This is a genomic window from Staphylococcus sp. SM3655, assembly GCF_016917315.1.
In the GTDB taxonomy this organism is placed as follows: domain Bacteria; phylum Bacillota; class Bacilli; order Staphylococcales; family Staphylococcaceae; genus Staphylococcus; species Staphylococcus aureus.
Window position 1 is genome coordinate 1,600,226 of the sequence record NZ_CP070305.1, and the last position, 25,868, is coordinate 1,626,093.

General features: G+C 33.1%; 24 protein-coding genes and 1 other RNA gene. 21 read left to right on the forward strand and 4 right to left on the reverse strand.

Annotated elements, in window-relative coordinates; genetic code table 11:
* Nucleotides 1-38: 38 nt before the first annotated feature.
* The 5 genes from trxB (at nt 39) to clpP (ending at nt 5,859) form a co-directional block, all read left to right on the forward strand.
* Nucleotides 39-974, forward strand: a complete 936-nt coding sequence (trxB, locus tag JQN76_RS07850) for a thioredoxin-disulfide reductase (protein WP_000134963.1) — start codon at nt 39-41, stop codon at nt 972-974.
* A 766-nt stretch (nt 975-1,740) separates the two neighbouring features.
* Complete coding sequence (gene rapZ / locus JQN76_RS07855) at nt 1,741-2,652, forward strand: RNase adapter RapZ (RefSeq protein WP_000369722.1); 912 nt, start codon at nt 1,741-1,743, stop codon at nt 2,650-2,652.
* Nucleotides 2,649-3,644, forward strand: coding sequence for a YvcK family protein (locus tag JQN76_RS07860; protein WP_001248939.1), 996 nt, complete (start codon nt 2,649-2,651; stop codon nt 3,642-3,644). The genes rapZ and JQN76_RS07860 overlap by 4 nt, the downstream gene beginning before the upstream one ends.
* A 110-nt stretch (nt 3,645-3,754) precedes the next feature.
* On the forward strand, nt 3,755-4,699 hold the full coding sequence (whiA, locus tag JQN76_RS07865; protein ID WP_000006551.1) for a DNA-binding protein WhiA: 945 nt from the start codon (nt 3,755-3,757) through the stop codon (nt 4,697-4,699).
* A 572-nt stretch (nt 4,700-5,271) separates the two neighbouring features.
* Nucleotides 5,272-5,859 (forward strand): ATP-dependent Clp endopeptidase proteolytic subunit ClpP, encoded by a 588-nt coding sequence (gene clpP / locus JQN76_RS07870; protein ID WP_001049165.1) that lies wholly within the window; start codon nt 5,272-5,274, stop codon nt 5,857-5,859.
* A 242-nt stretch (nt 5,860-6,101) separates the two neighbouring features.
* Here the strand turns inward: clpP and JQN76_RS07875 are convergent, their stop codons facing one another.
* A complete protein-coding gene (locus tag JQN76_RS07875; protein ID WP_000816304.1) occupies nt 6,102-7,004 on the reverse strand; it encodes a TIGR01777 family oxidoreductase in 903 nt (300 codons plus the stop codon).
* Between the two features lie 702 nt (nt 7,005-7,706).
* Here JQN76_RS07875 and JQN76_RS07880 point away from each other — a divergent pair.
* The 13 genes from JQN76_RS07880 to ssrA all read left to right on the forward strand — a co-directional run bounded on the left by JQN76_RS07880 (nt 7,707) and on the right by ssrA (nt 21,591).
* Nucleotides 7,707-8,336, forward strand: coding sequence for a DUF4887 domain-containing protein (locus JQN76_RS07880; protein WP_000070831.1), 630 nt, complete (start codon nt 7,707-7,709; stop codon nt 8,334-8,336).
* Between the two features lie 703 nt (nt 8,337-9,039).
* Nucleotides 9,040-10,053, forward strand: coding sequence for a sugar-binding transcriptional regulator (locus JQN76_RS07885; RefSeq protein WP_000654030.1), 1,014 nt, complete (start codon nt 9,040-9,042; stop codon nt 10,051-10,053).
* A gap of 52 nt (nt 10,054-10,105) precedes the next feature.
* Nucleotides 10,106-11,116: a type I glyceraldehyde-3-phosphate dehydrogenase gene (gene gap, locus JQN76_RS07890; RefSeq protein WP_000279414.1), complete on the forward strand. Its 1,011-nt coding sequence runs from the start codon at nt 10,106-10,108 to the stop codon at nt 11,114-11,116.
* 138 nt (nt 11,117-11,254) lie between these two features.
* Nucleotides 11,255-12,445: a phosphoglycerate kinase gene (locus JQN76_RS07895; protein ID WP_001074757.1), complete on the forward strand. Its 1,191-nt coding sequence runs from the start codon at nt 11,255-11,257 to the stop codon at nt 12,443-12,445.
* Nucleotides 12,446-12,566: 121 nt separating this feature from the next.
* Nucleotides 12,567-13,328, forward strand: coding sequence for a triose-phosphate isomerase (gene tpiA, locus JQN76_RS07900; protein ID WP_001260101.1), 762 nt, complete (start codon nt 12,567-12,569; stop codon nt 13,326-13,328).
* Between the two features lie 2 nt (nt 13,329-13,330).
* Nucleotides 13,331-14,848, forward strand: a complete 1,518-nt coding sequence (gene gpmI, locus JQN76_RS07905) for a 2,3-bisphosphoglycerate-independent phosphoglycerate mutase (protein WP_001836968.1) — start codon at nt 13,331-13,333, stop codon at nt 14,846-14,848.
* Between the two features lie 129 nt (nt 14,849-14,977).
* Complete coding sequence (eno, locus tag JQN76_RS07910) at nt 14,978-16,282, forward strand: surface-displayed alpha-enolase (RefSeq protein WP_001121760.1); 1,305 nt, start codon at nt 14,978-14,980, stop codon at nt 16,280-16,282.
* A gap of 350 nt (nt 16,283-16,632) precedes the next feature.
* Nucleotides 16,633-17,091 (forward strand): hypothetical protein, encoded by a 459-nt coding sequence (locus JQN76_RS07915; protein WP_000785252.1) that lies wholly within the window; start codon nt 16,633-16,635, stop codon nt 17,089-17,091.
* Nucleotides 17,092-17,157: 66 nt separating this feature from the next.
* The gene (secG, locus tag JQN76_RS07920; RefSeq protein ID WP_000556760.1) at nt 17,158-17,391 is read left to right on the forward strand and encodes a preprotein translocase subunit SecG; all 234 of its coding nucleotides are present in this window, start codon (nt 17,158-17,160) and stop codon (nt 17,389-17,391) included.
* 115 nt (nt 17,392-17,506) lie between these two features.
* Nucleotides 17,507-18,247, forward strand: coding sequence for an alpha/beta hydrolase (locus JQN76_RS07925; RefSeq protein WP_001165962.1), 741 nt, complete (start codon nt 17,507-17,509; stop codon nt 18,245-18,247).
* Nucleotides 18,248-18,280: 33 nt separating this feature from the next.
* Nucleotides 18,281-20,653, forward strand: coding sequence for a ribonuclease R (rnr, locus tag JQN76_RS07930; RefSeq protein WP_001050063.1), 2,373 nt, complete (start codon nt 18,281-18,283; stop codon nt 20,651-20,653).
* A 21-nt stretch (nt 20,654-20,674) separates the two neighbouring features.
* The gene (gene smpB, locus JQN76_RS07935; protein ID WP_001085185.1) at nt 20,675-21,139 is read left to right on the forward strand and encodes an SsrA-binding protein SmpB; all 465 of its coding nucleotides are present in this window, start codon (nt 20,675-20,677) and stop codon (nt 21,137-21,139) included.
* Nucleotides 21,140-21,229: 90 nt separating this feature from the next.
* Nucleotides 21,230-21,591, forward strand: a transfer-messenger RNA (tmRNA) gene (gene ssrA, locus JQN76_RS07940).
* Between the two features lie 869 nt (nt 21,592-22,460).
* Here the strand turns inward: ssrA and JQN76_RS07945 are convergent.
* The 3 genes from JQN76_RS07945 to JQN76_RS07955 all read right to left on the reverse strand — a co-directional run bounded on the left by JQN76_RS07945 (nt 22,461) and on the right by JQN76_RS07955 (nt 23,865).
* Nucleotides 22,461-22,784, reverse strand: a complete 324-nt coding sequence (locus tag JQN76_RS07945; RefSeq protein ID WP_001058299.1) for a hypothetical protein — start codon at nt 22,782-22,784, stop codon at nt 22,461-22,463.
* Between the two features lie 15 nt (nt 22,785-22,799).
* Nucleotides 22,800-23,018, reverse strand: a complete 219-nt coding sequence (locus tag JQN76_RS07950) for a hypothetical protein (RefSeq protein ID WP_001668901.1) — start codon at nt 23,016-23,018, stop codon at nt 22,800-22,802.
* Nucleotides 23,019-23,136: 118 nt separating this feature from the next.
* Nucleotides 23,137-23,865 (reverse strand): DUF5067 domain-containing protein, encoded by a 729-nt coding sequence (locus tag JQN76_RS07955; RefSeq protein WP_000757406.1) that lies wholly within the window; start codon nt 23,863-23,865, stop codon nt 23,137-23,139.
* Between the two features lie 434 nt (nt 23,866-24,299).
* Between JQN76_RS07955 and JQN76_RS07960 the strand changes: the two genes are divergently transcribed.
* The 3 genes from JQN76_RS07960 (at nt 24,300) to JQN76_RS07970 (ending at nt 25,653) form a co-directional block, all read left to right on the forward strand.
* Complete coding sequence (locus JQN76_RS07960; RefSeq protein ID WP_001790158.1) at nt 24,300-24,455, forward strand: hypothetical protein; 156 nt, start codon at nt 24,300-24,302, stop codon at nt 24,453-24,455.
* 7 nt (nt 24,456-24,462) lie between these two features.
* Complete coding sequence (locus JQN76_RS07965; protein WP_000608179.1) at nt 24,463-24,984, forward strand: hypothetical protein; 522 nt, start codon at nt 24,463-24,465, stop codon at nt 24,982-24,984.
* Nucleotides 24,985-25,122: 138 nt separating this feature from the next.
* The gene (locus tag JQN76_RS07970) at nt 25,123-25,653 is read left to right on the forward strand and encodes a GNAT family N-acetyltransferase (RefSeq protein ID WP_001167175.1); all 531 of its coding nucleotides are present in this window, start codon (nt 25,123-25,125) and stop codon (nt 25,651-25,653) included.
* Nucleotides 25,654-25,868 lie beyond the last annotated feature (215 nt).

Below are 25,868 nucleotides of genomic sequence, written 5' to 3' on the forward strand. Positions count from 1 at the left end.
ATGCGCATAATGATTAATAATGAGGAGGCGTTAATAAAATGACTGAAATAGATTTTGATATAGCAATTATCGGTGCAGGTCCAGCTGGTATGACTGCTGCAGTATACGCATCACGTGCTAATTTAAAAACAGTTATGATTGAAAGAGGTATTCCAGGCGGTCAAATGGCTAATACAGAAGAAGTAGAGAACTTCCCTGGTTTCGAAATGATTACAGGTCCAGATTTATCTACAAAAATGTTTGAACACGCTAAAAAGTTTGGTGCAGTTTATCAATATGGAGATATTAAATCTGTAGAAGATAAAGGCGAATATAAAGTGATTAACTTTGGTAATAAAGAATTAACAGCGAAAGCGGTCATTATTGCTACAGGTGCAGAATACAAGAAAATTGGTGTTCCGGGTGAACAAGAACTTGGTGGACGCGGTGTAAGTTATTGTGCAGTATGTGATGGTGCATTCTTTAAAAATAAACGCCTATTCGTTATCGGTGGTGGTGACTCAGCAGTAGAAGAGGGAACATTCTTAACTAAATTTGCTGACAAAGTAACAATCGTTCACCGTCGTGATGAGTTACGTGCACAACGTATTTTACAAGATAGAGCATTCAAAAATGATAAAATCGACTTTATTTGGAGTCATACTTTGAAATCAATTAATGAAAAAGACGGCAAAGTGGGTTCTGTGACATTAACGTCTACAAAAGATGGTTCAGAAGAAACACACGAGGCTGATGGTGTATTCATCTATATTGGTATGAAACCATTAACAGCGCCATTTAAAGACTTAGGTATTACGAATGATGTTGGTTATATTGTGACAAAAGATGATATGACAACATCAGTACCAGGTATTTTTGCAGCAGGAGATGTTCGTGACAAAGGTTTACGCCAAATTGTCACTGCTACTGGCGATGGTAGTATTGCAGCGCAAAGTGCAGCGGAATATATTGAACATTTAAACGATCAAGCTTAATTCGAGGTCGAATTAAGATGTTGAGTTGTAAGTTATTTGGATATTTATTTTAATAGTGTCATCACATTGTTAAAATAATGTCTTACTTTTAAATTAAAGCAAATTATATAGAAAACTAGAACTTAGTACGTATCATTTGTGCGTTTCAATGAGTTCTAGTTTTTTTATATGTTATATTAAACTTATAACTTTATGGGAGTGAGACAGAAATGATAAAGAGCCACTAATGATTTATTATGTAGTGGTTCTTACACATTAGCCACAGCTAATGTGTACTTAAAAATAGGAATACATGAGTAAAACTCATGCATAAGAAATACTAATTTCTATAGAAAAAGTATTTCTTTATCGTTGTCCCACCCCAACTCGCACATTATCGTAAGCTGACTTTTCGTAAGCTTCTGTGTTGGGGCCCCGCCAACTTGCATTGTCTGTAGAAATTGGAAATCCAATTTCTCTGTGTTGGGGCCCACACCCCAACTTGCATTGTCTGTAGAAATTGGAAATCCAATTTCTCTGTGTTGGGGCCCCTGACTAGAGTTGAAAAAAGCTTGTTGCAAGCGCGTTTTCATTCAGTCAACTACTAGCAATATAATATTATAGACCCTAGGACATTGATTTATGTCCCAAGCTCCTTTTAAATGATGTATAATTTTAGAAATTTAATCTAGACATAGTTGGAAATAAATATAAAACATCGTTGCTTAATTTTGTCATAGAACATTTAAATTAACATCATGAAATTCGTTTTGGCGGTGAAAAAATAATGGATAATAATGAAAAAGAAAAAAGTAAAAGTGAACTATTAGTTGTAACAGGTTTATCTGGCGCAGGTAAATCTTTGGTTATTCAATGTTTAGAAGACATGGGATATTTTTGTGTAGATAATCTACCACCAGTGTTATTACCTAAATTTGTAGAGTTGATGGAACAAGGAAATCCATCCTTAAGAAAAGTGGCAATTGCAATTGATTTAAGAGGTAAGGAACTATTTAATTCATTAGTTGCAGTAGTGGATAAAGTTAAAAGTGAAAGTGACGTCATCATTGATGTTATGTTTTTAGAAGCAAGTACTGAAAAATTAATTTCAAGATATAAGGAAACGCGTCGTGCACATCCTTTGATGGAACAAGGTAAAAGATCCTTAATTAATGCAATTAATGATGAGCGAGAGCATTTGTCTCAAATTAGAAGTATAGCTAATTTTGTTATAGATACTACAAAGTTATCACCTAAAGAATTAAAAGAACGCATTCGTCGATACTATGAAGATGAAGAGTTTGAAACTTTTACAATTAATGTCACAAGTTTCGGTTTTAAACATGGGATTCAGATGGATGCAGATTTAGTATTTGATGTACGATTTTTACCAAATCCATATTATGTAGTAGATTTAAGACCTTTAACAGGATTAGATAAAGACGTTTATAATTATGTTATGAAATGGAAAGAGACGGAGATTTTCTTTGAAAAATTAACTGATTTGTTAGATTTTATGATACCCGGGTATAAAAAAGAAGGGAAATCTCAATTAGTAATTGCCATCGGTTGTACGGGTGGACAACATCGATCTGTAGCATTAGCAGAACGACTAGGTAATTATCTAAATGAAGTATTTGAATATAATGTTTATGTGCATCATAGGGACGCACATATTGAAAGTGGCGAGAAAAAATGAGACAAATAAAAGTTGTACTTATCGGTGGTGGCACTGGCTTATCAGTTATGGCTAGGGGATTAAGAGAATTCCCAATTGATATTACGGCGATTGTAACAGTTGCTGATAATGGTGGGAGTACAGGGAAAATCAGAGATGAAATGGATATACCAGCACCAGGAGACATCAGAAATGTGATTGCAGCTTTAAGTGATTCTGAGTCAGTTTTAAGCCAACTTTTTCAGTATCGCTTTGAAGAAAATCAAATTAGCGGTCACTCATTAGGTAATTTATTAATCGCAGGTATGACTAATATTACGAATGATTTCGGACATGCCATTAAAGCATTAAGTAAAATTTTAAATATTAAAGGTAGAGTCATTCCATCTACAAATACAAGTGTGCAATTAAATGCTGTTATGGAAGATGGAGAAATTGTTTTTGGAGAAACAAATATTCCTAAAAAACATAAAAAAATTGATCGTGTGTTTTTAGAACCTAACGATGTGCAACCAATGGAAGAAGCAATCGATGCTTTAAGGGAAGCAGATTTAATCGTTCTTGGACCAGGGTCATTATATACGAGCGTTATTTCTAACTTATGTGTGAATGGTATTTCAGATGCGTTAATTCATTCTGATGCGCCTAAGCTATATGTTTCTAATGTGATGACGCAACCTGGGGAAACAGATGGTTATAGCGTGAAAGATCATATCGACGCGATTCATAGACAAGCTGGACAACCGTTTATTGATTATGTCATTTGTAGTACACAAACTTTCAATGCTCAAGTTTTGAAAAAATATGAAGAAAAACATTCTAAACCAGTTGAAGTTAATAAGGCTGAACTTGAAAAAGAAAGCATAAATGTAAAAACATCTTCAAATTTAGTTGAAATTTCTGAAAATCATTTAGTAAGACATAATACTAAAGTGTTATCGACAATGATTTATGACATAGCTTTAGAATTAATTAGTACTATTCCTTTCGTACCAAGTGATAAACGTAAATAATATAGAACGTAATCATATTATGATATGATAATAGAGCTGTGTAAAAAAATGAAAATAGACAGTGGTTCTAAGGTGAATCATGTTTTAAATAAGAAAGGAATGACTGTACGATGAGCTTTGCATCAGAAATGAAAAATGAATTAACTAGAATAGACGTCGATGAAATGAATGCAAAAGCAGAGCTCAGTGCACTGATTCGAATGAATGGTGCACTTAGTCTTTCAAATCAACAATTTGTTATAAATGTTCAAACGGAAAATGCAACAACGGCAAGACGTATTTATTCGTTGATTAAACGTGTCTTTAATGTGGAAGTTGAAATATTAGTCCGTAAAAAAATGAAACTTAAAAAAAATAATATTTATATTTGTCGTACAAAGATGAAAGCGAAAGAAATTCTTGATGAATTAGGAATTTTAAAAGACGGCATTTTTACGCATGAAATTGATCATTCAATGATTCAAGATGACGAAATGAGACGCAGTTACTTGAGAGGAGCTTTTCTGGCAGGTGGCTCAGTGAATAACCCTGAAACATCTTCGTACCATTTGGAAATTTTTTCTCAAAATGAGAGTCATGCAGAAGGCTTAACGAAACTAATGAATAGTTATGAGTTGAATGCCAAACATTTAGAGCGAAAAAAAGGAAGTATTACGTATTTAAAAGAAGCGGAAAAGATTTCGGATTTTCTTAGTTTGATAGGTGGCTATCAAGCGTTATTAAAATTTGAAGACGTACGTATTGTAAGAGATATGCGTAATTCTGTTAACCGACTCGTTAATTGTGAAACGGCCAATCTAAATAAAACAGTTAGTGCTGCGATGAAACAAGTTGAGAGCATTAAATTGATTGATAAAGAAATTGGTATTGAAAATTTACCAGACAGGTTGAGAGAGATTGCTAGAATTCGAGTAGAACATCAAGAAATTTCGTTGAAAGAGCTTGGAGAAATGGTATCAACTGGTCCAATTTCAAAATCAGGTGTAAATCACCGATTAAGAAAACTGAATGATTTAGCCGATAAGATTAGAAATGGTGAACAAATAGAATTATAAGTAAGAAGGTGTTTTTGGTAGTGAATTATCAAAAACACTTTTTTATGATTAAAAAGTGTTTAATGAATAATAGTCGACTAACTATTAAATTGAGCTGGAAAGTTTAATGAAGGAAATTCAATAACCAAGTGATGCCTAATTTTCTCATTAAATAGCATCATATGTATCAATTTGGTCATAAGAAAATATGAATGTGATAATTAATTGAGTCCCTGAAAGTCCCTGATCATAGACAAAAACAAAATCAGCATAAATAAGAATCCCGACATTGCGGGATTCTCAGTATTGAAAAGTATTGTATTTTATTAAAACAGCCTCCTTGAAGGGAATTGAACCCCTATCTTAAGAACCGGAATCTTACGTGTTATCCATTACACCACAAGGAGCAAATATGTAATCATATCTCTGTACTATGAGAAGTAAAATAAGTACAATCTAAAATAGATATTATCAGTTTACAAAGGAAAGAGAAAAGCGTCAAACAATGTAACTATTTAAAGTCAAAGTGTTTGACCAAATTTGACTTAATATGTAAAATAATGAGTAACAGTTATTACAAGGAGGAAATATAGATGAATTTAATTCCTACAGTTATTGAAACAACAAACCGCGGTGAACGTGCATATGATATATACTCACGTTTATTAAAAGACCGTATTATTATGTTAGGTTCACAAATTGATGACAACGTAGCAAATTCAATCGTATCACAGTTATTATTCTTACAAGCGCAAGACTCAGAGAAAGATATTTATTTATACATTAATTCACCAGGTGGAAGTGTAACAGCTGGTTTTGCGATTTATGATACAATTCAACACATTAAACCTGATGTTCAAACAATTTGTATCGGTATGGCTGCATCAATGGGATCATTCTTATTAGCAGCTGGTGCAAAAGGTAAACGTTTCGCGTTACCAAATGCAGAAGTAATGATTCACCAACCATTAGGTGGTGCTCAAGGACAAGCAACTGAAATCGAAATTGCTGCAAATCACATTTTAAAAACACGTGAAAAATTAAACCGCATTTTATCAGAGCGTACTGGTCAAAGTATTGAAAAAATACAAAAAGACACAGATCGTGATAACTTCTTAACTGCAGAAGAAGCTAAAGAATATGGCTTAATTGATGAAGTGATGGTACCTGAAACAAAATAATTCAAAGTAAAGAGTAGACTAAGCAGTCTGCTCTTTTTGTATGAGTAAACCGAGGTGTCAATAAATTGTTTACTATACTTTGAGCGGAAATATGATTGAATGAAGCTAGTTGAACCGTAACTATATGAAATGTTCCCTTCAAAGTAGACATTGAAAGGAACATTTCAATCCTTTGTTTGTAAGTCGCTCTAGACATTACATTTAGTACATATGTTGTTTCTAATGCTCATTAATGGTATTGATTATTCTTTGATTAAATCTTCAAGTGCCATTTTTAAATTACTATATTTAAATTGGAATCCCAATGCTTGAATTTTATTAGGTAATACTTTTTGAGTATCCAATACTACTGTTGACATTTGACCAAGTATGAGACGCATTGCAAGACTTGGTGCCCAAGTTTCATGGGGCTTATGCATAGCTCTTGCTAAAGTGTAGCCAAATAAATTTTGACGCTCAGGTATAGGTGCAGTTAAATTAAACGGACCACTAGCTGACTCGTTATTTATTAAAAATAAAATAGCTTGAATTAAATCATTGATATGAATCCATGAATACCATTGTTGACCAGAACCTAATTTACCACCAATGTAATATTTGTATGGTAGTTTCATTGTTTGTAACGCACCGCCTTCATTCGATAAAATCATACCGAAACGACCGATGACAACTCGCGTACCTAATTGTTCAAATTGTTGTGCGAAACGTTCCCATTGATACACAATATCTGATAAGAAATCAAATGGTAAAGTTTTATAAACTTCTGTGTAACTCATAAATAAATCAGGAGGATAGTAACCAGTGGCACTAGCATTAAATAAAACTTTAGGTGCTTTATTACGTGATTTAAACAATTCATATAAAGCTTGCGTAGATTGAATTCTACTTAGCATTAGCGTTTGTTTATATTCCGGTGTCCATCGTTTATTCAGTGTAGCACCTGCTAAGTTGATGACCACATCGATATTTTGAGGAACTTTGTGTTCCCACCCAGATTTAGCCCAGTTGACATATGAAATTTTCTTATCATTTGAAATTTGGTCGTGTCGCGTTAATATCGTGATGTGTGAATCTGATTTTTTAATTTCATTAACTAATTGAGATCCAACCATACCAGTCCCACCAGTAATTAAGTATTGTTTCATTATCATTCACCCCATGTAATTTTGTATTTAGTTACTATTTAATAATCATTATTGTTGTTCAAAGGTTATACATTATTTAGACAATAATATGTCAATAACTTTTTTTGAATTGTATTTTAATAAAAATGATATAAGTTATAATAAAGGTGTACCTTCGATAACGAATAAACATCTCTTAAAAGTATGTGTAAAACGCTGCATGATACAAACGAAGGTAAAAATTTGACTCCCTTTAGTAGTGGACCCGTACGTTAATCGTGCGGGTCGTTTTTATTTATTTCTTATTCCCATTATACATCAATTTAAAGCATTAATTTTTTAAACAAATTTAAGAATACATAGTAATATAACAATCTAAACATAAAAACTTTTAACACAACACTTAAACCAATGCTTTAATTTTCAATACGTAGCTATAATTTGTTGTAAAATCAAAAAGGTTAAAATGTTAATTTTCAAAAAAAGGCTCAAAATATGTTTGATTTAGTTATTAAATGTTAAGATATATAAGACTACTATTTCTTTGTAAAAATGAATCCGATTTACGAGTGAGTAATAGTGAAGGCAGTTTTAAGTTGAAGAAGGCAAAAAGAGTAAATGTTTATTAATATTTGTAGAAACTAGGTAAGCAAATTAGTTGTGAAAATGTTAATGGTTGCGTGATAATTTCTATATTTAAATTAGTTTGAAGTGAGGGAGAGTATGTCGAATCAAAATTACGACTACAATAAAAATGAAGATGGAAGTAAGAAGAAAATGAGTACAACAGCGAAAGTAGTTAGCATTGCGACGGTATTGCTATTACTCGGAGGATTAGTATTTGCAATTTTTGCATATGTAGATCATTCGAATAAAGCTAAAGAACGTATGTTGAACGAACAAAAGCAGGAACAAAAAGAAAAGCGTCAAAAAGAAAATGCAGAAAAAGAGAGAAAGAAAAAGCAACAAGAGGAAAAAGAGCAGAATGAGCTAGATTCACAAGCAAACCAATATCAGCAATTGCCACAGCAGAATCAATATCAATATGTGCCACCTCAGCAACAAGCACCTACAAAGCAACGTCCTGCTAAAGAAGAGAATGATGATAAAGCATCAAAGGATGAGTCGAAAGATAAGGATGACAATGCATCTCAAGATAAATCAGATGATAATCAGAAGAAAACTGATGATAATAAACAACCAGCTCAGCCTAAACCACAGCCGCAACAACCAACACCAAAGCCAAATAATAATCAACAAAATAATCAATCAAATCAGCAAGCAAAACCACAAGCACCACAACAAAATAGCCAATCAACAACAAATAAACAAAATAATGCTAATGATAAGTAGTATTTAGTCAAACAAAAATGAACCAGTATGACAGACAACACAATTAATTAGGTTGTCTCGAATATTGGTTCTTATTTTTATAATTGTTAATTAGGGGAGAGATGATACTTAAATAGTTAGTTGTTTATTTTACGGATAGTGAAATTTATTTTGAGTGAGGTGGGACAGAAATGATATTTTCGCAAAATTTATTTCGTCGTCCCACCCCAACTTCCATTGCCTGTAGAAATTGGGAGGAGCCAATTTCACTATGTTGGGGCCCACACCCCAACTTGCACATTATTGTAAGCTGACTTTTCGTCAGCTTCTGTGTTGGGGCCCCTGACTTTAATTGGAAAAAGCTTGTTACAAGTGCATTTTTGTTCGGTCAACTACTACTAATGTAACTTTTTGGATTCTAGAGCATTGATTTATGTCTTAGTTCAAATAATAAGCAAATGATTAGCGAGTCAGTATAAGGGTATACATTTGACTACAGCGAATAAAATAAAACGTTTTGTTGAATAACAAATCGAAAAATGTATTGCAAGCGCTTTATCAAATTATTTAGAAAATTTAAGTTTTATGCTTGCAATTTTTGAAATAGAATAGTACTATTGCAAGTGTAAAGAGGTTAATTTTTGTCCCACGCGGGACTTAAAAAGGCAACCACTGGTTGTGACATATCCTTATTTACATTTATAAATATAAGGAGGAGGTAGTAGTGAAAGACTTATTGCAAGCACAGCAAAAGCTTATACCGGATCTCATAGATAAAATGTATAAACGTTTTTCTATTCTTACTACTATCTCAAAAAATCAGCCTGTCGGACGTCGAAGTTTAAGCGAACATATGGATATGACTGAACGTGTACTGCGTTCTGAAACAGATATGCTTAAGAAACAAGATTTGATAAAAGTTAAGCCTACCGGAATGGAAATTACAGCTGAAGGTGAGCAACTGATTTCGCAATTGAAAGGTTACTTTGATATCTATGCAGATGATAATCGTCTGTCAGAAGGTATTAAGAATAAATTTCAAATTAAGGAAGTTCATGTTGTTCCTGGTGATGCTGATAATAGTCAATCTGTTAAAACAGAATTAGGTAGACAAGCAGGTCAATTACTTGAAGGCATATTACAAGAAGACGCGATAGTTGCTGTAACTGGCGGATCCACGATGGCATGTGTTAGTGAAGCAATTCATTTATTACCATATAATGTATTCTTCGTACCAGCCAGAGGTGGACTAGGCGAAAATGTTGTCTTTCAGGCAAACACAATTGCAGCCAGTATGGCACAACAAGCTGGCGGTTATTATACGACGATGTATGTACCTGATAATGTCAGTGAAACAACATATAACACATTGTTGTTAGAGCCATCAGTCATAAACACTTTAGACAAAATTAAACAAGCAAACGTTATATTACACGGCATTGGTGATGCGCTGAAGATGGCGCATCGACGTCAATCACCTGAAAAGGTCATTGAACAACTTCAACATCATCAAGCTGTCGGAGAGGCATTTGGTTATTATTTTGATACACAAGGTCAAATTGTCCATAAGGTTAAAACAATTGGACTTCAATTAGAAGACCTTGAATCAAAAGACTTTATTTTTGCAGTTGCAGGAGGCAAATCGAAAGGTGAAGCAATTAAAGCATACTTGACGATTGCACCCAAGAATACAGTGTTAATCACTGATGAAGCCGCAGCAAAGATAATACTTGAATAAGAGATAAAAAGTTTAATACTTTTTAAATATCATTTTAAAGGAGGCCATTATAATGGCAGTAAAAGTAGCAATTAATGGTTTTGGTAGAATTGGTCGTTTAGCATTCAGAAGAATTCAAGAAGTAGAAGGTCTTGAAGTTGTAGCAGTAAACGACTTAACAGATGACGACATGTTAGCGCATTTATTAAAATATGACACTATGCAAGGTCGTTTCACAGGTGAAGTAGAGGTAGTTGATGGTGGTTTCCGCGTAAATGGTAAAGAAGTTAAATCATTCAGTGAACCAGATGCAAGCAAATTACCTTGGAAAGACTTAAATATCGATGTAGTATTAGAATGTACTGGTTTCTACACTGATAAAGATAAAGCACAAGCTCATATTGAAGCAGGCGCTAAAAAAGTATTAATCTCAGCACCAGCTACTGGTGACTTAAAAACAATCGTATTCAACACTAACCACCAAGAGTTAGACGGTTCTGAAACAGTTGTTTCAGGTGCTTCATGTACTACAAACTCATTAGCACCAGTTGCTAAAGTTTTAAACGATGACTTTGGTTTAGTTGAAGGTTTAATGACTACAATTCACGCTTACACAGGTGATCAAAATACACAAGACGCACCTCACAGAAAAGGTGACAAACGTCGTGCTCGTGCAGCGGCAGAAAACATCATCCCTAACTCAACAGGTGCTGCTAAAGCTATCGGTAAAGTTATTCCTGAAATCGATGGTAAATTAGATGGTGGTGCACAACGTGTTCCTGTAGCTACAGGTTCATTAACTGAATTAACAGTAGTATTAGAAAAACAAGACGTAACAGTTGAACAAGTTAACGAAGCTATGAAAAATGCTTCAAACGAATCATTCGGTTACACTGAAGACGAAATCGTTTCTTCAGACGTTGTAGGTATGACTTACGGTTCATTATTCGACGCTACACAAACTCGTGTAATGTCAGTTGGCGACCGTCAATTAGTTAAAGTTGCAGCTTGGTATGATAACGAAATGTCATATACTGCACAATTAGTTCGTACATTAGCATACTTAGCTGAACTTTCTAAATAATTTTAGTATAGTTTTTATTCAAATACGCTAGTGCTCAGAACTATTTAGCATTAATTAAAGCTTATGAGTAAGCGGGGAGCACAAACGCTTCTCCGCTTATTTTTATATAAAATTTCCTAATTACAAGGAGGAAACACCATGGCTAAAAAAATTGTTTCTGATTTAAATCTTAAAGGTAAAACAGTCCTAGTACGTGCTGATTTTAACGTACCTTTAAAAGACGGTGAAATTACTAATGACAACCGTATCGTTCAAGCTTTACCTACAATTCAATACATCATCGAACAAGGTGGTAAAATCGTACTATTTTCACATTTAGGTAAAGTAAAAGAAGAAAGTGATAAAGCAAAATTAACTTTACGCCCAGTTGCTGAAGACTTATCTAAGAAATTAGATAAAGAAGTTGTTTTCGTACCAGAAACACGCGGCGAAAAACTTGAAGCTGCTATTAAAGACCTTAAAGAAGGCGACGTATTATTAGTTGAAAATACACGTTATGAAGATTTAGACGGTAAAAAAGAATCTAAAAATGATCCAGAATTAGGTAAATACTGGGCATCTTTAGGTGATGTGTTTGTAAATGATGCTTTTGGTACTGCGCATCGTGAGCATGCATCTAATGTTGGTATTTCTACACATTTAGAAACTGCAGCTGGATTCTTAATGGATAAAGAAATTAAGTTTATCGGTGGCGTAGTTAACGATCCACATAAACCAGTTGTTGCTATTTTAGGTGGAGCAAAAGTATCTGACAAAATTAATGTCATCAAAAACTTAGTTAACATAGCTGATAAAATTATCATCGGCGGAGGTATGGCTTATACTTTCTTAAAAGCGCAAGGTAAAGAAATTGGTATTTCATTATTAGAAGAAGATAAAATCGACTTCGCAAAAGATTTATTAGAAAAACATGGTGATAAAATTGTATTACCAGTAGACACTAAAGTTGCTAAAGAATTTTCTAATGATGCCAAAATTACTGTAGTACCATCTGATTCAATTCCAGCAGACCAAGAAGGTATGGATATTGGACCAAACACTGTAAAATTATTTGCAGATGAATTAGAAGGTGCGCACACTGTTGTATGGAATGGACCTATGGGTGTATTCGAGTTCAGTAACTTTGCACAAGGTACAATTGGTGTATGTAAAGCAATTGCAAACCTTAAAGATGCAATTACGATTATCGGTGGCGGTGATTCAGCTGCAGCAGCAATCTCTTTAGGTTTTGAAAATGACTTCACTCATATTTCAACTGGTGGCGGTGCGTCATTAGAGTACCTAGAAGGTAAAGAATTGCCTGGTATCAAAGCAATCAATAATAAATAATAAAGTGATAGTTTAAAGTGATGTGGCATGTTTGTTTAAAATTGTTACGGGAAAACAGTCACAAGATGACATCGTGTTTCATCACTTTTCAAAAATATTTACAAAACAAGGAGTGTCTTTAATGAGAACACCAATTATAGCTGGTAACTGGAAAATGAACAAAACAGTACAAGAAGCAAAAGACTTCGTCAATGCATTGCCAACATTACCAGATTCAAAAGAAGTAGAATCAGTAATTTGTGCACCAGCAATTCAATTAGATGCATTAACTACTGTAGTTAAAGAAGGAAAAGCACAAGGTTTAGAAATCGGTGCTCAAAATACGTATTTCGAAGATAATGGTGCGTTCACAGGTGAAACGTCTCCAGTTGCATTAGCAGATTTAGGCGTTAAATACGTTGTTATCGGTCATTCTGAACGTCGTGAATTATTCCACGAAACAGATGAAGAAATTAACAAAAAAGCGCACGCTATTTTCAAACATGGAATGACTCCAATTATATGTGTTGGTGAAACAGACGAAGAGCGTGAAAGTGGTAAAGCTAACGATGTTGTAGGTGAGCAAGTTAAGAAAGCTGTTGCAGGTTTATCTGAAAATCAACTAAAATCAGTTGTAATTGCTTATGAACCAATCTGGGCAATCGGAACTGGTAAATCATCAACATCTGAAGATGCGAATGAAATGTGTGCATTTGTACGTCAAACTATTGCTGACTTATCAAGCAAAGAAGTATCAGAAGCAACTCGTATTCAATATGGTGGTAGTGTTAAACCTAACAACATTAAAGAATACATGGCACAAACTGATATTGATGGGGCATTAGTAGGTGGCGCATCACTTAAAGTTGAAGATTTCGTACAATTGTTAGAAGGTGCAAAATAATCATGGCTAAGAAACCAACTGCGTTAATTATTTTAGATGGTTTTGCGAACCGCGAAAGCGAACATGGTAATGCGGTAAAATTAGCAAACAAGCCTAATTTTGATCGTTATTACAACAAATATCCAACGACTCAAATCGAAGCGAGTGGCTTAGATGTTGGACTACCTGAAGGACAAATGGGTAACTCAGAAGTTGGTCATATGAATATCGGTGCAGGACGTATCGTTTATCAAAGTTTAACTCGAATCAATAAATCAATTGAAGACGGTGATTTCTTTGAAAATGATGTTTTAAATAATGCAATTGCACACGTGAATTCACATGATTCAGCGTTACACATCTTTGGTTTATTGTCTGACGGTGGTGTGCACAGTCATTACAAACATTTATTTGCTTTGTTAGAACTTGCTAAAAAACAAGGTGTTGAAAAAGTTTACGTACACGCATTTTTAGATGGTCGTGACGTAGATCAAAAATCCGCTTTGAAATACATCGAAGAGACTGAAGCTAAATTCAATGAATTAGGCATTGGTCAATTTGCATCTGTGTCTGGTCGTTATTATGCAATGGACCGTGACAAACGTTGGGAACGTGAAGAAAAAGCTTACAATGCTATTCGTAATTTTGATGCCCCAACTTATGCAACTGCCAAAGAAGGTGTAGAAGCAAGCTATAATGAGGGCTTAACTGACGAATTCGTAGTACCATTCATCGTTGAGAATCAAAATGACGGTGTTAATGATGGAGATGCAGTGATCTTCTATAATTTCCGACCTGATAGAGCAGCGCAATTATCGGAAATTTTTGCGAACAGAGCATTCGAAGGCTTTAAAGTTGAACAAATTAAAGACTTATTCTATGCAACATTCACTAAGTATAATGACAATATCGATGCGGCTATCGTCTTCGAAAAAGTTGATTTAAATAATACAATTGGTGAAATTGCACAAAATAACAATTTAACTCAATTACGTATTGCAGAAACTGAAAAATACCCTCACGTTACTTACTTTATGAGTGGTGGACGTAACGAGGAATTTAAAGGTGAACGCCGTCGTTTAATTGATTCACCTAAAGTTGCAACGTATGACTTGAAACCAGAAATGAGTGCTTATGAAGTTAAAGATGCATTATTAGAAGAGTTAAATAAAGGTGACTTGGACTTAATTATTTTAAACTTTGCTAACCCTGATATGGTTGGACATAGTGGTATGCTTGAGCCGACAATCAAAGCAATCGAAGCGGTTGATGAATGTTTAGGAGAAGTGGTTGATAAGATTTTAGACATGGACGGTTATGCAATTATTACTGCTGACCATGGTAACTCTGATCAAGTATTGACGGATGATGATCAACCAATGACTACGCATACAACGAACCCAGTACCAGTGATTGTAACAAAAGAAGGCGTTACACTTAGAGAAACTGGTCGCTTAGGTGACTTAGCACCTACATTATTAGATTTATTAAATGTAGAACAACCTGAAGATATGACAGGTGAATCTTTAATTAAACACTAATATTGTAAAAGATGTTAAGTAAACGCTTAATGACACTTATTTTTTGAAAATAATAGTAATATCATTTTGTTAAATGAAAGAATAAAGCTATAATAATTATAGAATAACTATTTAAAGGAGATTATAAACATGCCAATTATTACAGATGTTTACGCTCGCGAAGTCTTAGACTCTCGTGGTAACCCAACTGTTGAAGTAGAAGTATTAACTGAAAGTGGCGCATTTGGTCGTGCATTAGTACCATCAGGTGCTTCAACTGGTGAACACGAAGCTGTTGAATTACGTGATGGAGACAAATCACGTTATTTAGGTAAAGGTGTTACTAAAGCAGTTGAAAACGTTAATGAAATCATCGCACCAGAAATTATTGAAGGTGAATTTTCAGTATTAGATCAAGTATCTATTGATAAAATGATGATCGCATTAGACGGTACTCCAAACAAAGGTAAATTAGGTGCAAATGCTATTTTAGGTGTATCTATCGCAGTAGCACGTGCAGCAGCTGACTTATTAGGTCAACCACTTTACAAATATTTAGGTGGATTTAATGGTAAGCAGTTACCAGTACCAATGATGAACATCGTTAATGGTGGTTCTCACTCAGATGCTCCAATTGCATTCCAAGAATTCATGATTTTACCTGTAGGTGCTACAACGTTCAAAGAATCATTACGTTGGGGTACTGAAATTTTCCACAACTTAAAATCAATTTTAAGCAAACGTGGTTTAGAAACTGCAGTAGGTGACGAAGGTGGTTTCGCTCCTAAATTTGAAGGTACTGAAGATGCTGTTGAAACAATTATCCAAGCAATCGAAGCAGCTGGTTACAAACCAGGTGAAGAAGTATTCTTAGGATTTGACTGTGCATCATCAGAATTCTATGAAAATGGTGTATATGACTACAGTAAGTTCGAAGGCGAACACGGTGCAAAACGTACAGCTGCAGAACAAGTTGACTACTTAGAACAATTAGTAGACAAATATCCTATCATTACAATTGAAGACGGTATGGACGAAAACGACTGGGATGGTTGGAAACAACTTACAGAACGTATCGGTGACCGTGTACAATTAGTAGGTGACGATTTATTCGTAACAAACACTGAAATTTTAGCAAAAGGTATTGAAAACGGAATTGGTAACTCAATCTTAATTAAAGTTAACCAAATCGGTACATTAACTGAAACATTTGATGCAATCGAAATGGCTCAAAAAGCTGGTTACACAGCAGTAGTTTCTCACCGTTCAGGTGAAACAGAAGATACAACAATTGCTGATATCGCTGTTGCTACAAACGCTGGTCAAATTAAAACTGGTTCATTATCACGTACTGACCGTATTGCTAAATACAATCAATTATTACGTATCGAAGATGAATTATTTGAAACTGCTAAATATGACGGTATCAAATCATTCTATAACTTAGATAAATAATCATTTTAAACATTAAGTACTGTCATAATTTTAGTTGAGGATTATTATGTCGGTATAAATTGAATAAAGTTTTTGAGTTCACGCTTAAAAAGTTCACGCTTGTATTTATAACCTGCCACAGAGTTGAGACTGTGGTAGGTTTTTTATTTTGGATGGCTTCAAATCATGATTTATAAGGGGCTTGATAAATCGTGAGATAGCCAATAACACATATTTAACTTGTATTCTTAAACTGGTATAATAAATTTATGTTGAAATGAATATTGTATGACAGGGTATTCACTTTTATTAAAAGGTAAAATTAAATAAAGGTTTTATAGAACGTATTTAAATATATGAGGAGTAAACAAATGGCTGATAGAACGAATAAAGAAATTAAAACAGGACGCTTTATTGCAACTGCATCAATCGTATTCTCAATATTATTGATTATTCATTACTTTGTTTCGTTGGATAATGCGACTGCCAAAGCATTACTTAATTTAACGAATCAAAACACTTCAGATAAAGCGATTGATTACATTTTAAACAGCTTTAGATTCACTGGTATTATGTATATTTTGGCTTATCTAGCAGGCTTCATCACTTTTTGGAATCGACATACTTATGTGTGGTGGTTTATGTTTGCAGTTTATGTATCAAATAGTTTGTTTACGTTGATTAATTTATCAATCACAATTCAAGCAATAAAAGCTGCACACGGTGCGTACTTAACATTGCCAATTTTAATCGTTATTATAGGTTCGGTTGCATTAGCGATTTATATGCTTGTTGTTTCTATCAAACGTAAAAGTACATTTAATCGCTAGAAAATTGATTTTAACAATAAAAATATGATATACTACTTGTCGTATATAAGGAACGGAGGACAATTTATGCATACATTTTTAATCGTATTATTAATCATTGATTGTATTGCATTAATAACTGTTGTACTACTCCAAGAAGGTAAAAGCAGTGGACTTTCAGGTGCCATCAGTGGTGGTGCTGAGCAGTTATTCGGTAAACAAAAACAACGTGGCGTCGATTTATTCTTAAATAGATTAACAATTATTTTATCAATATTATTTTTTGTACTTATGATTTGCATAAGTTATCTTGGTATGTAAGGTCCGGCGATGTAAATGTCGGGCTTTTTTATTTATAATTAAGAATGTAATAGTTTAACAATAAGCTATGTAAAATATATAGCCTAGTTAAGTATGCAAAGGGAGCGTTAGATTTATGCAGATAAAATTACCAAAACCTTTCTTTTTTGAAGAAGGCAAACGTGCCGTGTTATTATTACATGGATTTACAGGCAATTCGTCTGATGTACGTCAATTAGGTCGATTTTTACAAAAAAAGGGATATACTTCGTATGCACCACAATATGAAGGTCACGCGGCACCACCAGAGGAAATACTGAAATCTAGTCCTTTCGTTTGGTTTAAAGATGCGTTAGATGGTTATGATTATCTTGTTGAACAAGGTTATGATGAAATTGTTGTTGCTGGTCTATCATTAGGTGGGGATTTTGCTTTAAAATTAAGCTTAAATAGAGATGTAAAGGGTATTGTAACGATGTGTGCACCAATGGGTGGCAAAACTGAAGGTACCATTTACGAAGGCTTTTTAGAGTATGCACGTAACTTTAAAAAGTATGAAGGTAAAGATCAAGAGACTATTGATAATGAAATGGATCATTTTAAACCAACTGAAACTTTAAAAGAACTAAGTGAATCATTAGATACGATTAAAGAGCAAGTTGATGAAGTGTTGGATCCTATTTTAGTGATTCAAGCAGAAAACGACAATATGATTGATCCACAATCCGCAAATTATATATATGACCATGTAGATTCTGATGACAAAAATATCAAGTGGTACAGTGAATCTGGACATGTTATTACGATTGATAAAGAGAAAGAACAAGTATTTGAAGATATTTATCAATTTTTAGAGTCATTAGACTGGTCAGAATAAAAAGAGATTTTAACATTAGAAAGGAGGGGCATAATGAATTTAAAGCAATCTATAGAAGAGATTATTAATCAACCTGAATATGAACCTATGTCAGTGTCAGATTTTCAAGATGCATTAGGTTTAAGCAGTGCCGACTCGTTTAGAGATTTAATTAAGGTGCTTGTGGAGTTAGAACAATCAGGATTAATCGAACGTACAAAAACAGACAGATACCAAAAAAAGCATAGTTCTAGAGGTCAATCAAAATTGATAAAAGGAACGTTAAGTCAAAATAAAAAAGGCTTTGCATTCTTAAGACCTGAAGATGAGGATATGGAAGATATATTTATTCCCCCGACGAAAATTAATCGTGCCTTGGATGGAGATACTGTTATTGTAGAAACACATCAATCTAAAGGTGAACATAAAGGTAAAATTGAAGGGGAAGTTAAGTCGATTGAGAAGCATTCAGTAACTCAAGTTGTTGGTACGTATAGTGAAGCTAGACATTTCGGATTTGTTATTCCAGATGATAAACGTATTATGCAAGATATTTTCATTCCTAAAGGACAAAGTTTAGGTGCAGTAGATGGGCATAAGGTACTTGTTCAAATTACTAAATATGCTGATGGTTCAGATAATCCAGAAGGACATATTTCTGCTATTTTAGGACATAAAAATGATCCTGGCGTAGATATTTTATCTATTATCTATCAACATGGCATAGAAATTGAATTTCCTGATGAAGTGTTACAAGAAGCTGAAGCAGTACCTGATCATATTGAAAATACTGAAATTAAAGGCCGTCATGATTTACGTGATGAATTGACAATCACAATTGATGGTGCTGATGCTAAAGACTTAGATGACGCAATTAGTGTTAAAAAGTTAGCGAACGGTAATACGCAGTTGACTGTAAGTATTGCTGATGTCAGTTATTATGTAACTGAAGATTCAGCTTTAGATAAAGAAGCTTATGATAGAGCGACAAGTGTATATCTTGTTGACCGTGTGATTCCGATGATTCCACATCGATTAAGCAATGGTATTTGTTCATTAAATCCTCACGTTGATCGTTTAACGTTAAGCTGTCGCATGGAAATTGATGCTAGTGGTCGCGTTGTTAAACATGAAATTTTTGATAGTGTTATACATTCTGATTATCGAATGACGTATGATGCGGTAAATCAGATTATTACTGAAAAGGATCCTAACATTCGCGAACAATATAAAGAAATTACGCCTATGTTAGATTTAGCACAAGATTTATCTAATCGTTTGATTCAAATGAGAAAACGACGTGGTGAAATCGATTTTGATATTAGTGAAGCAAAAGTATTAGTTAACGAGGACGGTATACCAACAGATGTTCAATTAAGACAACGTGGCGAGGGTGAACGTCTAATTGAATCATTTATGTTAATTGCAAATGAAACAGTTGCTGAACATTTTAGTAAGTTAGATGTACCTTTTATTTACCGAGTGCATGAGCAACCTAAATCAGATCGCTTAAGACAATTCTTTGATTTTATTACAAACTTTGGCATCATGATTAAGGGTACTGGCGAAGATATTCATCCAACAACACTTCAAAAGGTTCAAGAAGAAGTAGAAGGTCGACCTGAACAAATGGTCATTTCAACAATGATGTTACGTTCAATGCAACAAGCGCATTATGATGATGTGAACTTGGGACATTTTGGCTTATCAGCTGAATATTATACGCATTTTACATCACCAATTAGACGTTATCCTGATTTAACAGTTCATCGTTTAATCCGTAAGTATTTAATTGAGAAATCAATGGATAACAAAGAAGTGAAGCGTTGGGAAGACAAATTGCCTGAGTTAGCTGAACATACTTCTAAACGTGAACGTCGTGCTATTGAGGCAGAACGTGATACTGATGAATTGAAAAAAGCAGAATATATGATTCAACATATTGGTGATGAATTTGAAGGTATTGTCAGCTCAGTAGCTAACTTCGGTATGTTCATTGAATTGCCAAATACGATAGAAGGTATGGTTCATATTGCGAATATGACTGATGATTATTACCGTTTTGAAGAGCGTCAAATGGCATTAATTGGTGAGCGTCAAGCTAAAGTATTTAGAATTGGTGACACAGTTAAGGTTAAAGTGACGCATGTTGATGTAGATGAACGATTAATTGATTTTCAAATTGTTGGAATGCCTTTACCTAAAAATGACCGCTCACAGCGACCAGCAAGAGGTAAAACGATTCAAGCTAAAACGCGTGGCAAATCTTTAGATAAATCGAAATCTGATGATAAGGGTCGTAAGAAAAAAGGTAAGCAACGTAAAGGTAAAAACCAACGTAATAATGATAAATCAGGTAATAGTAAGCATAAGCCATTTTATAAAGATAAAAGTGTGAAAAAGAAAGCACGTCGTAAGAAAAAATAAGCAGCAATGAGGTGAGTATGAATGGCTAAGAAGAAATCACCAGGTACATTAGCGGAAAATCGTAAAGCAAGACATGATTATAATATTGAAGACACGATTGAAGCGGGAATCGTATTACAAGGTACAGAAATAAAATCGATTCGCCGAGGTAGTGCTAACCTTAAAGATAGTTATGCGCAAGTTAAAAACGGTGAAATGTATTTGAATAATATGCATATAGCACCATACGAAGAAGGGAATCGTTTTAATCACGATCCTCTTCGTTCTCGAAAATTATTATTGCACAAGCGTGAAATCATTAAATTGGGTGATCAAACACGTGAGATTGGTTATTCGATTGTGCCGTTAAAGCTTTATTTGAAGCATGGACATTGTAAAGTATTACTTGGTGTTGCACGAGGTAAGAAAAAATATGATAAACGTCAAGCTTTGAAAGAAAAAGCAGTCAAACGAGATGTTGCGCGCGATATGAAAGCCCGTTATTAAGCGATTTAGTTGCTTAATCGGGCTATATTTGATATAGTTATATGTGCTTTTGTAAATTACAAAAGTATGATTTGTTTGATTTATTATTTCGGGGACGTTCATGGATTCGACAGGGGTCCCCCGAGCTCATTAAGCGTGTCGGAGGGTTGTCTTCGTCATCAACACACACAGTTTATAATAACTGGCAAATCAAACAATAATTTCGCAGTAGCTGCCTAATCGCACTCTGCATCGCCTAACAGCATTTCCTATGTGCTGTTAACGCGATTCAACCTTAATAGGATATGCTAAACACTGCCGTTTGAAGTCTGTTTAGAAGAAACTTAATCAAGCTAGCATCATGTTGGTTGTTTATCACTTTTCATGATGCGAAACCTTTCGATAAACTACACACGTAGAAAGATGTGTATCAGGACCTCTGGACGCGGGTTCAAATCCCGCCGTCTCCATATTTGTAGCCTACAACTTTTGTGGATGTGGGCTTTTTTATTATGTGTTTTTCAGGGGATAATGCATTGCAGAATTTGTTGTGAGTATTGATATAGCAGTGTTTGTATAGGTGTTTATTTGATGGAGGAAAGAGTAATAAGTGATTATGAATTAGTTTTTGAGATATAAGGGGACAGTGATGTGTGTCAAATAAGTGTCAAAAAAGTTGGATTCTGAGTTTTACATTCAACATTGTTCATGAAGAAACTTCTTTATACGCAAAAAATTCTCCATGTTATATATGTCAATATAAAAATGTGAATCGTCTACACTTAATTGGATAAATGGCTACTGAAAAAGAACTTTTCATTTTTGTTACGTCACTAAGTGGGTGTAGTTATAAAAAGATGAGCCGAGTTTTGATATTTTCATTAGAATCAATATGCCTATTAACACAATCAGCAATAGTTGACGAGACGGAAATAAAAGAAGTCGTAGTTAAGAAATGCATTTCACAACATACCATTGTAGCCATTTTTATTGTTTTGGATGATAAACTCTTTTTGGAATTTTTAGTTTTTATAATTTGCAACTACACTACTTCTTTTACTAATATTAATGTCTAAGTAATCGATAAAAAATTTTCCATTGAATAAATGAGAAGTTAAAAACTTTACTTAACCTTTCTCATTGCATTTTCCTATTCACGATTTTAAGAACCCAACATACTACAAACGAATTTTAAAAGGCGAGAGTAAAGCTTACTTGTTTATTATACATATTTAAAATCCAAGAGTCAGAACAGACTACTCCTCTTTATAACTATAAAAAATAGCTATGAAAAAATCTATCGTCATAGATTCCTTCATAGCTAATCTTAGTATGTTTATTTTTATTTTAGGATGCTATTTATCAACTCAACATATAACTCACTATTTTTATAACCTTCTAATATATCATTAACTTGTCTAATAGGTATTTCTGGTACTTCTCTAATATTTTCCAATTTTGTTTTAAATTGTTTTTTTGTTATTTGCTCTTTATTTGTAGCCAATTGGAACAAGTAAGAATCTAGCATATTAATTTCTTTATATGAATACATATATCTTAATAACACTAAATCTCTAGTTTTTAAGTTAGGCGCTAGTTCTTCTTGTAATTGTTCTATTGATTGTTTCATTAATAACAATCTCATTTCTAATTCTTCATTATTCATTTTATCACACTCTTTTTATATTAATGCTTGACCAACTTGGGAAACCCAAAACCCTATGCTTCTTGCAGTAGAATCTTTAATACCAGTTCCCATCAATGCTTGTGAAACTTGACCTTGTACATTTCCCCATGTAGCCTCTTCTTGTTTTAATGCATTATTCAATGCGGGATTTACAAATTTATCCCATCTTTTTTTATGATTTTCCGGCACGGGGACTGATTTCTTTAACACCATTAAACACAGATTTTTTATTTTTAATCATAGCTTTATAGTATCATGTTGGCTAAGCTATAAATAAGTCAGTTTCTCTAAAAATTAAATAACTGAATGTAAGACAATCAACAAACCAAATTTATACTTCATCTAAACCACTGTGGTCGTCATCTTTTTGCTTTTCTTTTTCTTTCTCTCGTTCTTGTTCTTTTTTGTACTCTTCTTCAAATTCTTTTTCTTTCTTTTCTACTTCTTCTCTTGTTTCCGCTCTATGAGAAAAATCTTCGGTTTTAAGTTTACTAAATTTGAATGATTTAGAATCAACTGTTTTATCTTCTGAGTATTTATGGACATTTAAATTAATATTTCCATCACCTCTTAACTCATAGATAAACATGGCTTGTGCAGTTTTGCCTTTTTTAATTTGATCTTGGTTATGTTCTGTCCAATCTTTATATTTTTTATCACTTAAAAGATAACCATCTCTTAATTTATTTACTGTATTTTTATCATCTTGAGTGATATTAATATAGTCATGAGAAATAGAAGATGGATTTAAATCTTTATCGTCTTTTTTAGCAGTAATTTCCATTTTAAAAGCGATATATTTCTTTTTCTCATCTTTTTCATTGATGATAAACGGTTCTTTTATTTTAGCTTCAAATTTGTCACTAACAATAGTATCGCCTTTAATTTTTATATCCATATTTTTTTTGCTTTTAAATTCTTTAAGTTCTTCATTTAATTCTTCATTGTCATTTTCTTTCTTTTTGTGACTAGTGCTCTCTTTTTTTGCACTATCTTGATGATGTCCACAAGCACCTAAGATAAGTGTACTTGCTAATAATATCCCCATTACTTTTTTCATTTAACATGTCTCCTTTATTTCGCAAAAATTTATTTTAAAAACTCTAAATGACTTATCATTTTGAGTAATTAAACAAAGTTGATATTTTGTGAGATTCTAAGATGATATTAAATAATTCTTGTAATAATGATCCTATGTATTGTTGCAATAAATTAATGAAACTATAATTACTAATATTATATTACTTTTATTGATAGAAATATATTACTTTTTTAAAAAACTTGTAATATATCGAAAGATTTAAATGTAAAATTTTGATTTGTTAAGAAATTACGTTTGTAAAAATAAAAAAATCAACTTATTTGTATGAGATAAATATGTATTGAAGAAGACGTGTTATTAATTTGGAAAATACTGGTCAAAGATGGGAGCTCTTAAAAGCGTTATTGTATTTTTTAGTCAATACAAATAGATTGCCGTAATAATAATCGTACTTGATGGTTAAAAAATTACTTAAGGCTATAAAGCAAAACTTTTTATATGAGCAGTCGAATATAACGTTTAAAATGATTGTTTTTGGATATAAACGATTAAGTAAAATGCTTTTTCAGTTTGAAATTAATCATATAAATTTCTTATGGGAGGGTTGATATCTTAATGATTAACATTATTTCAGCTATAGGATCTATTGGAACATTTATTATGGCTTTATTTTATTTTGTATCAGTTTCAGTTCAACTTTATCAAATGAAAATTAGCTTTCTGCCAGCTTTAGGTTTTAACCAAATTTTATTAGAAAGGGAGGAGGATCAACTTAATATAATGAATTCGGCAACAGAAGAGCATCATCATAAAGATTATATTAAACTATATAATTTAGGTGGCGGTGCTGCTAAAAAAATTGCAATAGAGGTTTTATTGGGGAAGGATAAAGTCATTCAGAAAAAATACGTGCATATTTTACCTAGTAAAGAAGGGTACATGTTACCAATTAATAAAAATGTGTACGAAGAATTAGAAAGAACGATTGAGAACAATGGTCATGAAGCTGATTTGAATGTACGTATGACTTATTATCATAATGTAAGTCGCAAACAACAGGAAGTTATATTAAAAGGTCAAATCGACCGTTTTAATACTTATAATAATAAAGAAATTTATGATTTGCAGTTTATCTAAAAATTGATTTAAGAGGGTAGTTGTTTATTGCGAAAAATATCATTCAATTTTAATGAAATAATGGCGTCATTACTATAAAATATTACTTTATGTTGTAATGCATTTTTCTATAAGATAGAACTAAAAGGAGGGGCAAAGATGCAAATTAGACAAATACATCAACATGACTTTGCTCAAGTGGACCAGTTAATTAGAACGGCATTTGAAAATAGTGAACATGGTTATGGTAATGAATCAGAGCTAGTAGACCAAATTCGTCTAAGTGATACGTATGACAATACCTTAGAATTAGTAGCTGTTCTTCAAAATGAAGTTGTAGGGCACGGTTTACTAAGTGAAGTTTATCTTGATAACGAGGCACAACGGGAAATTGGATTAGTGTTAGCACCTGTATCTGTTGATATTCATCATCAAAATAAAGGTATTGGGAAGCGATTGATTCAAGCATTAGAACGAGAAGCAATATTAAAAGGATATAATTTTATCAGTGTATTAGGATGGCCGACGTATTATGCCAATCTAGGATATCAACGCGCAAGTATGTACGACATTTATCCACCATATGATGGTATACCAGACGAAGCGTTTTTAATTAAAGAATTAAAAGTGAACAGTTTAGCGGGAAAAACAGGTACCATAAATTACACATCTGCTTTTGAAAAAATATGATTTCAAGCTAGGATTACATTAGGTAGAGTTCATATTAATAATAAAAAATGTTTGCAATCAAATCGTACGTTGTCGTTTGTAATTCTTAAAATAGCAATAAATAAAATGTTTGTTAGTAAAGTATTATTGTGGATAATAAAATATCGATACAAATTAATTGCTATAATGCAATTTTAGTGTATAATTCCATTAACAGAGATTAAATATATCTTTAA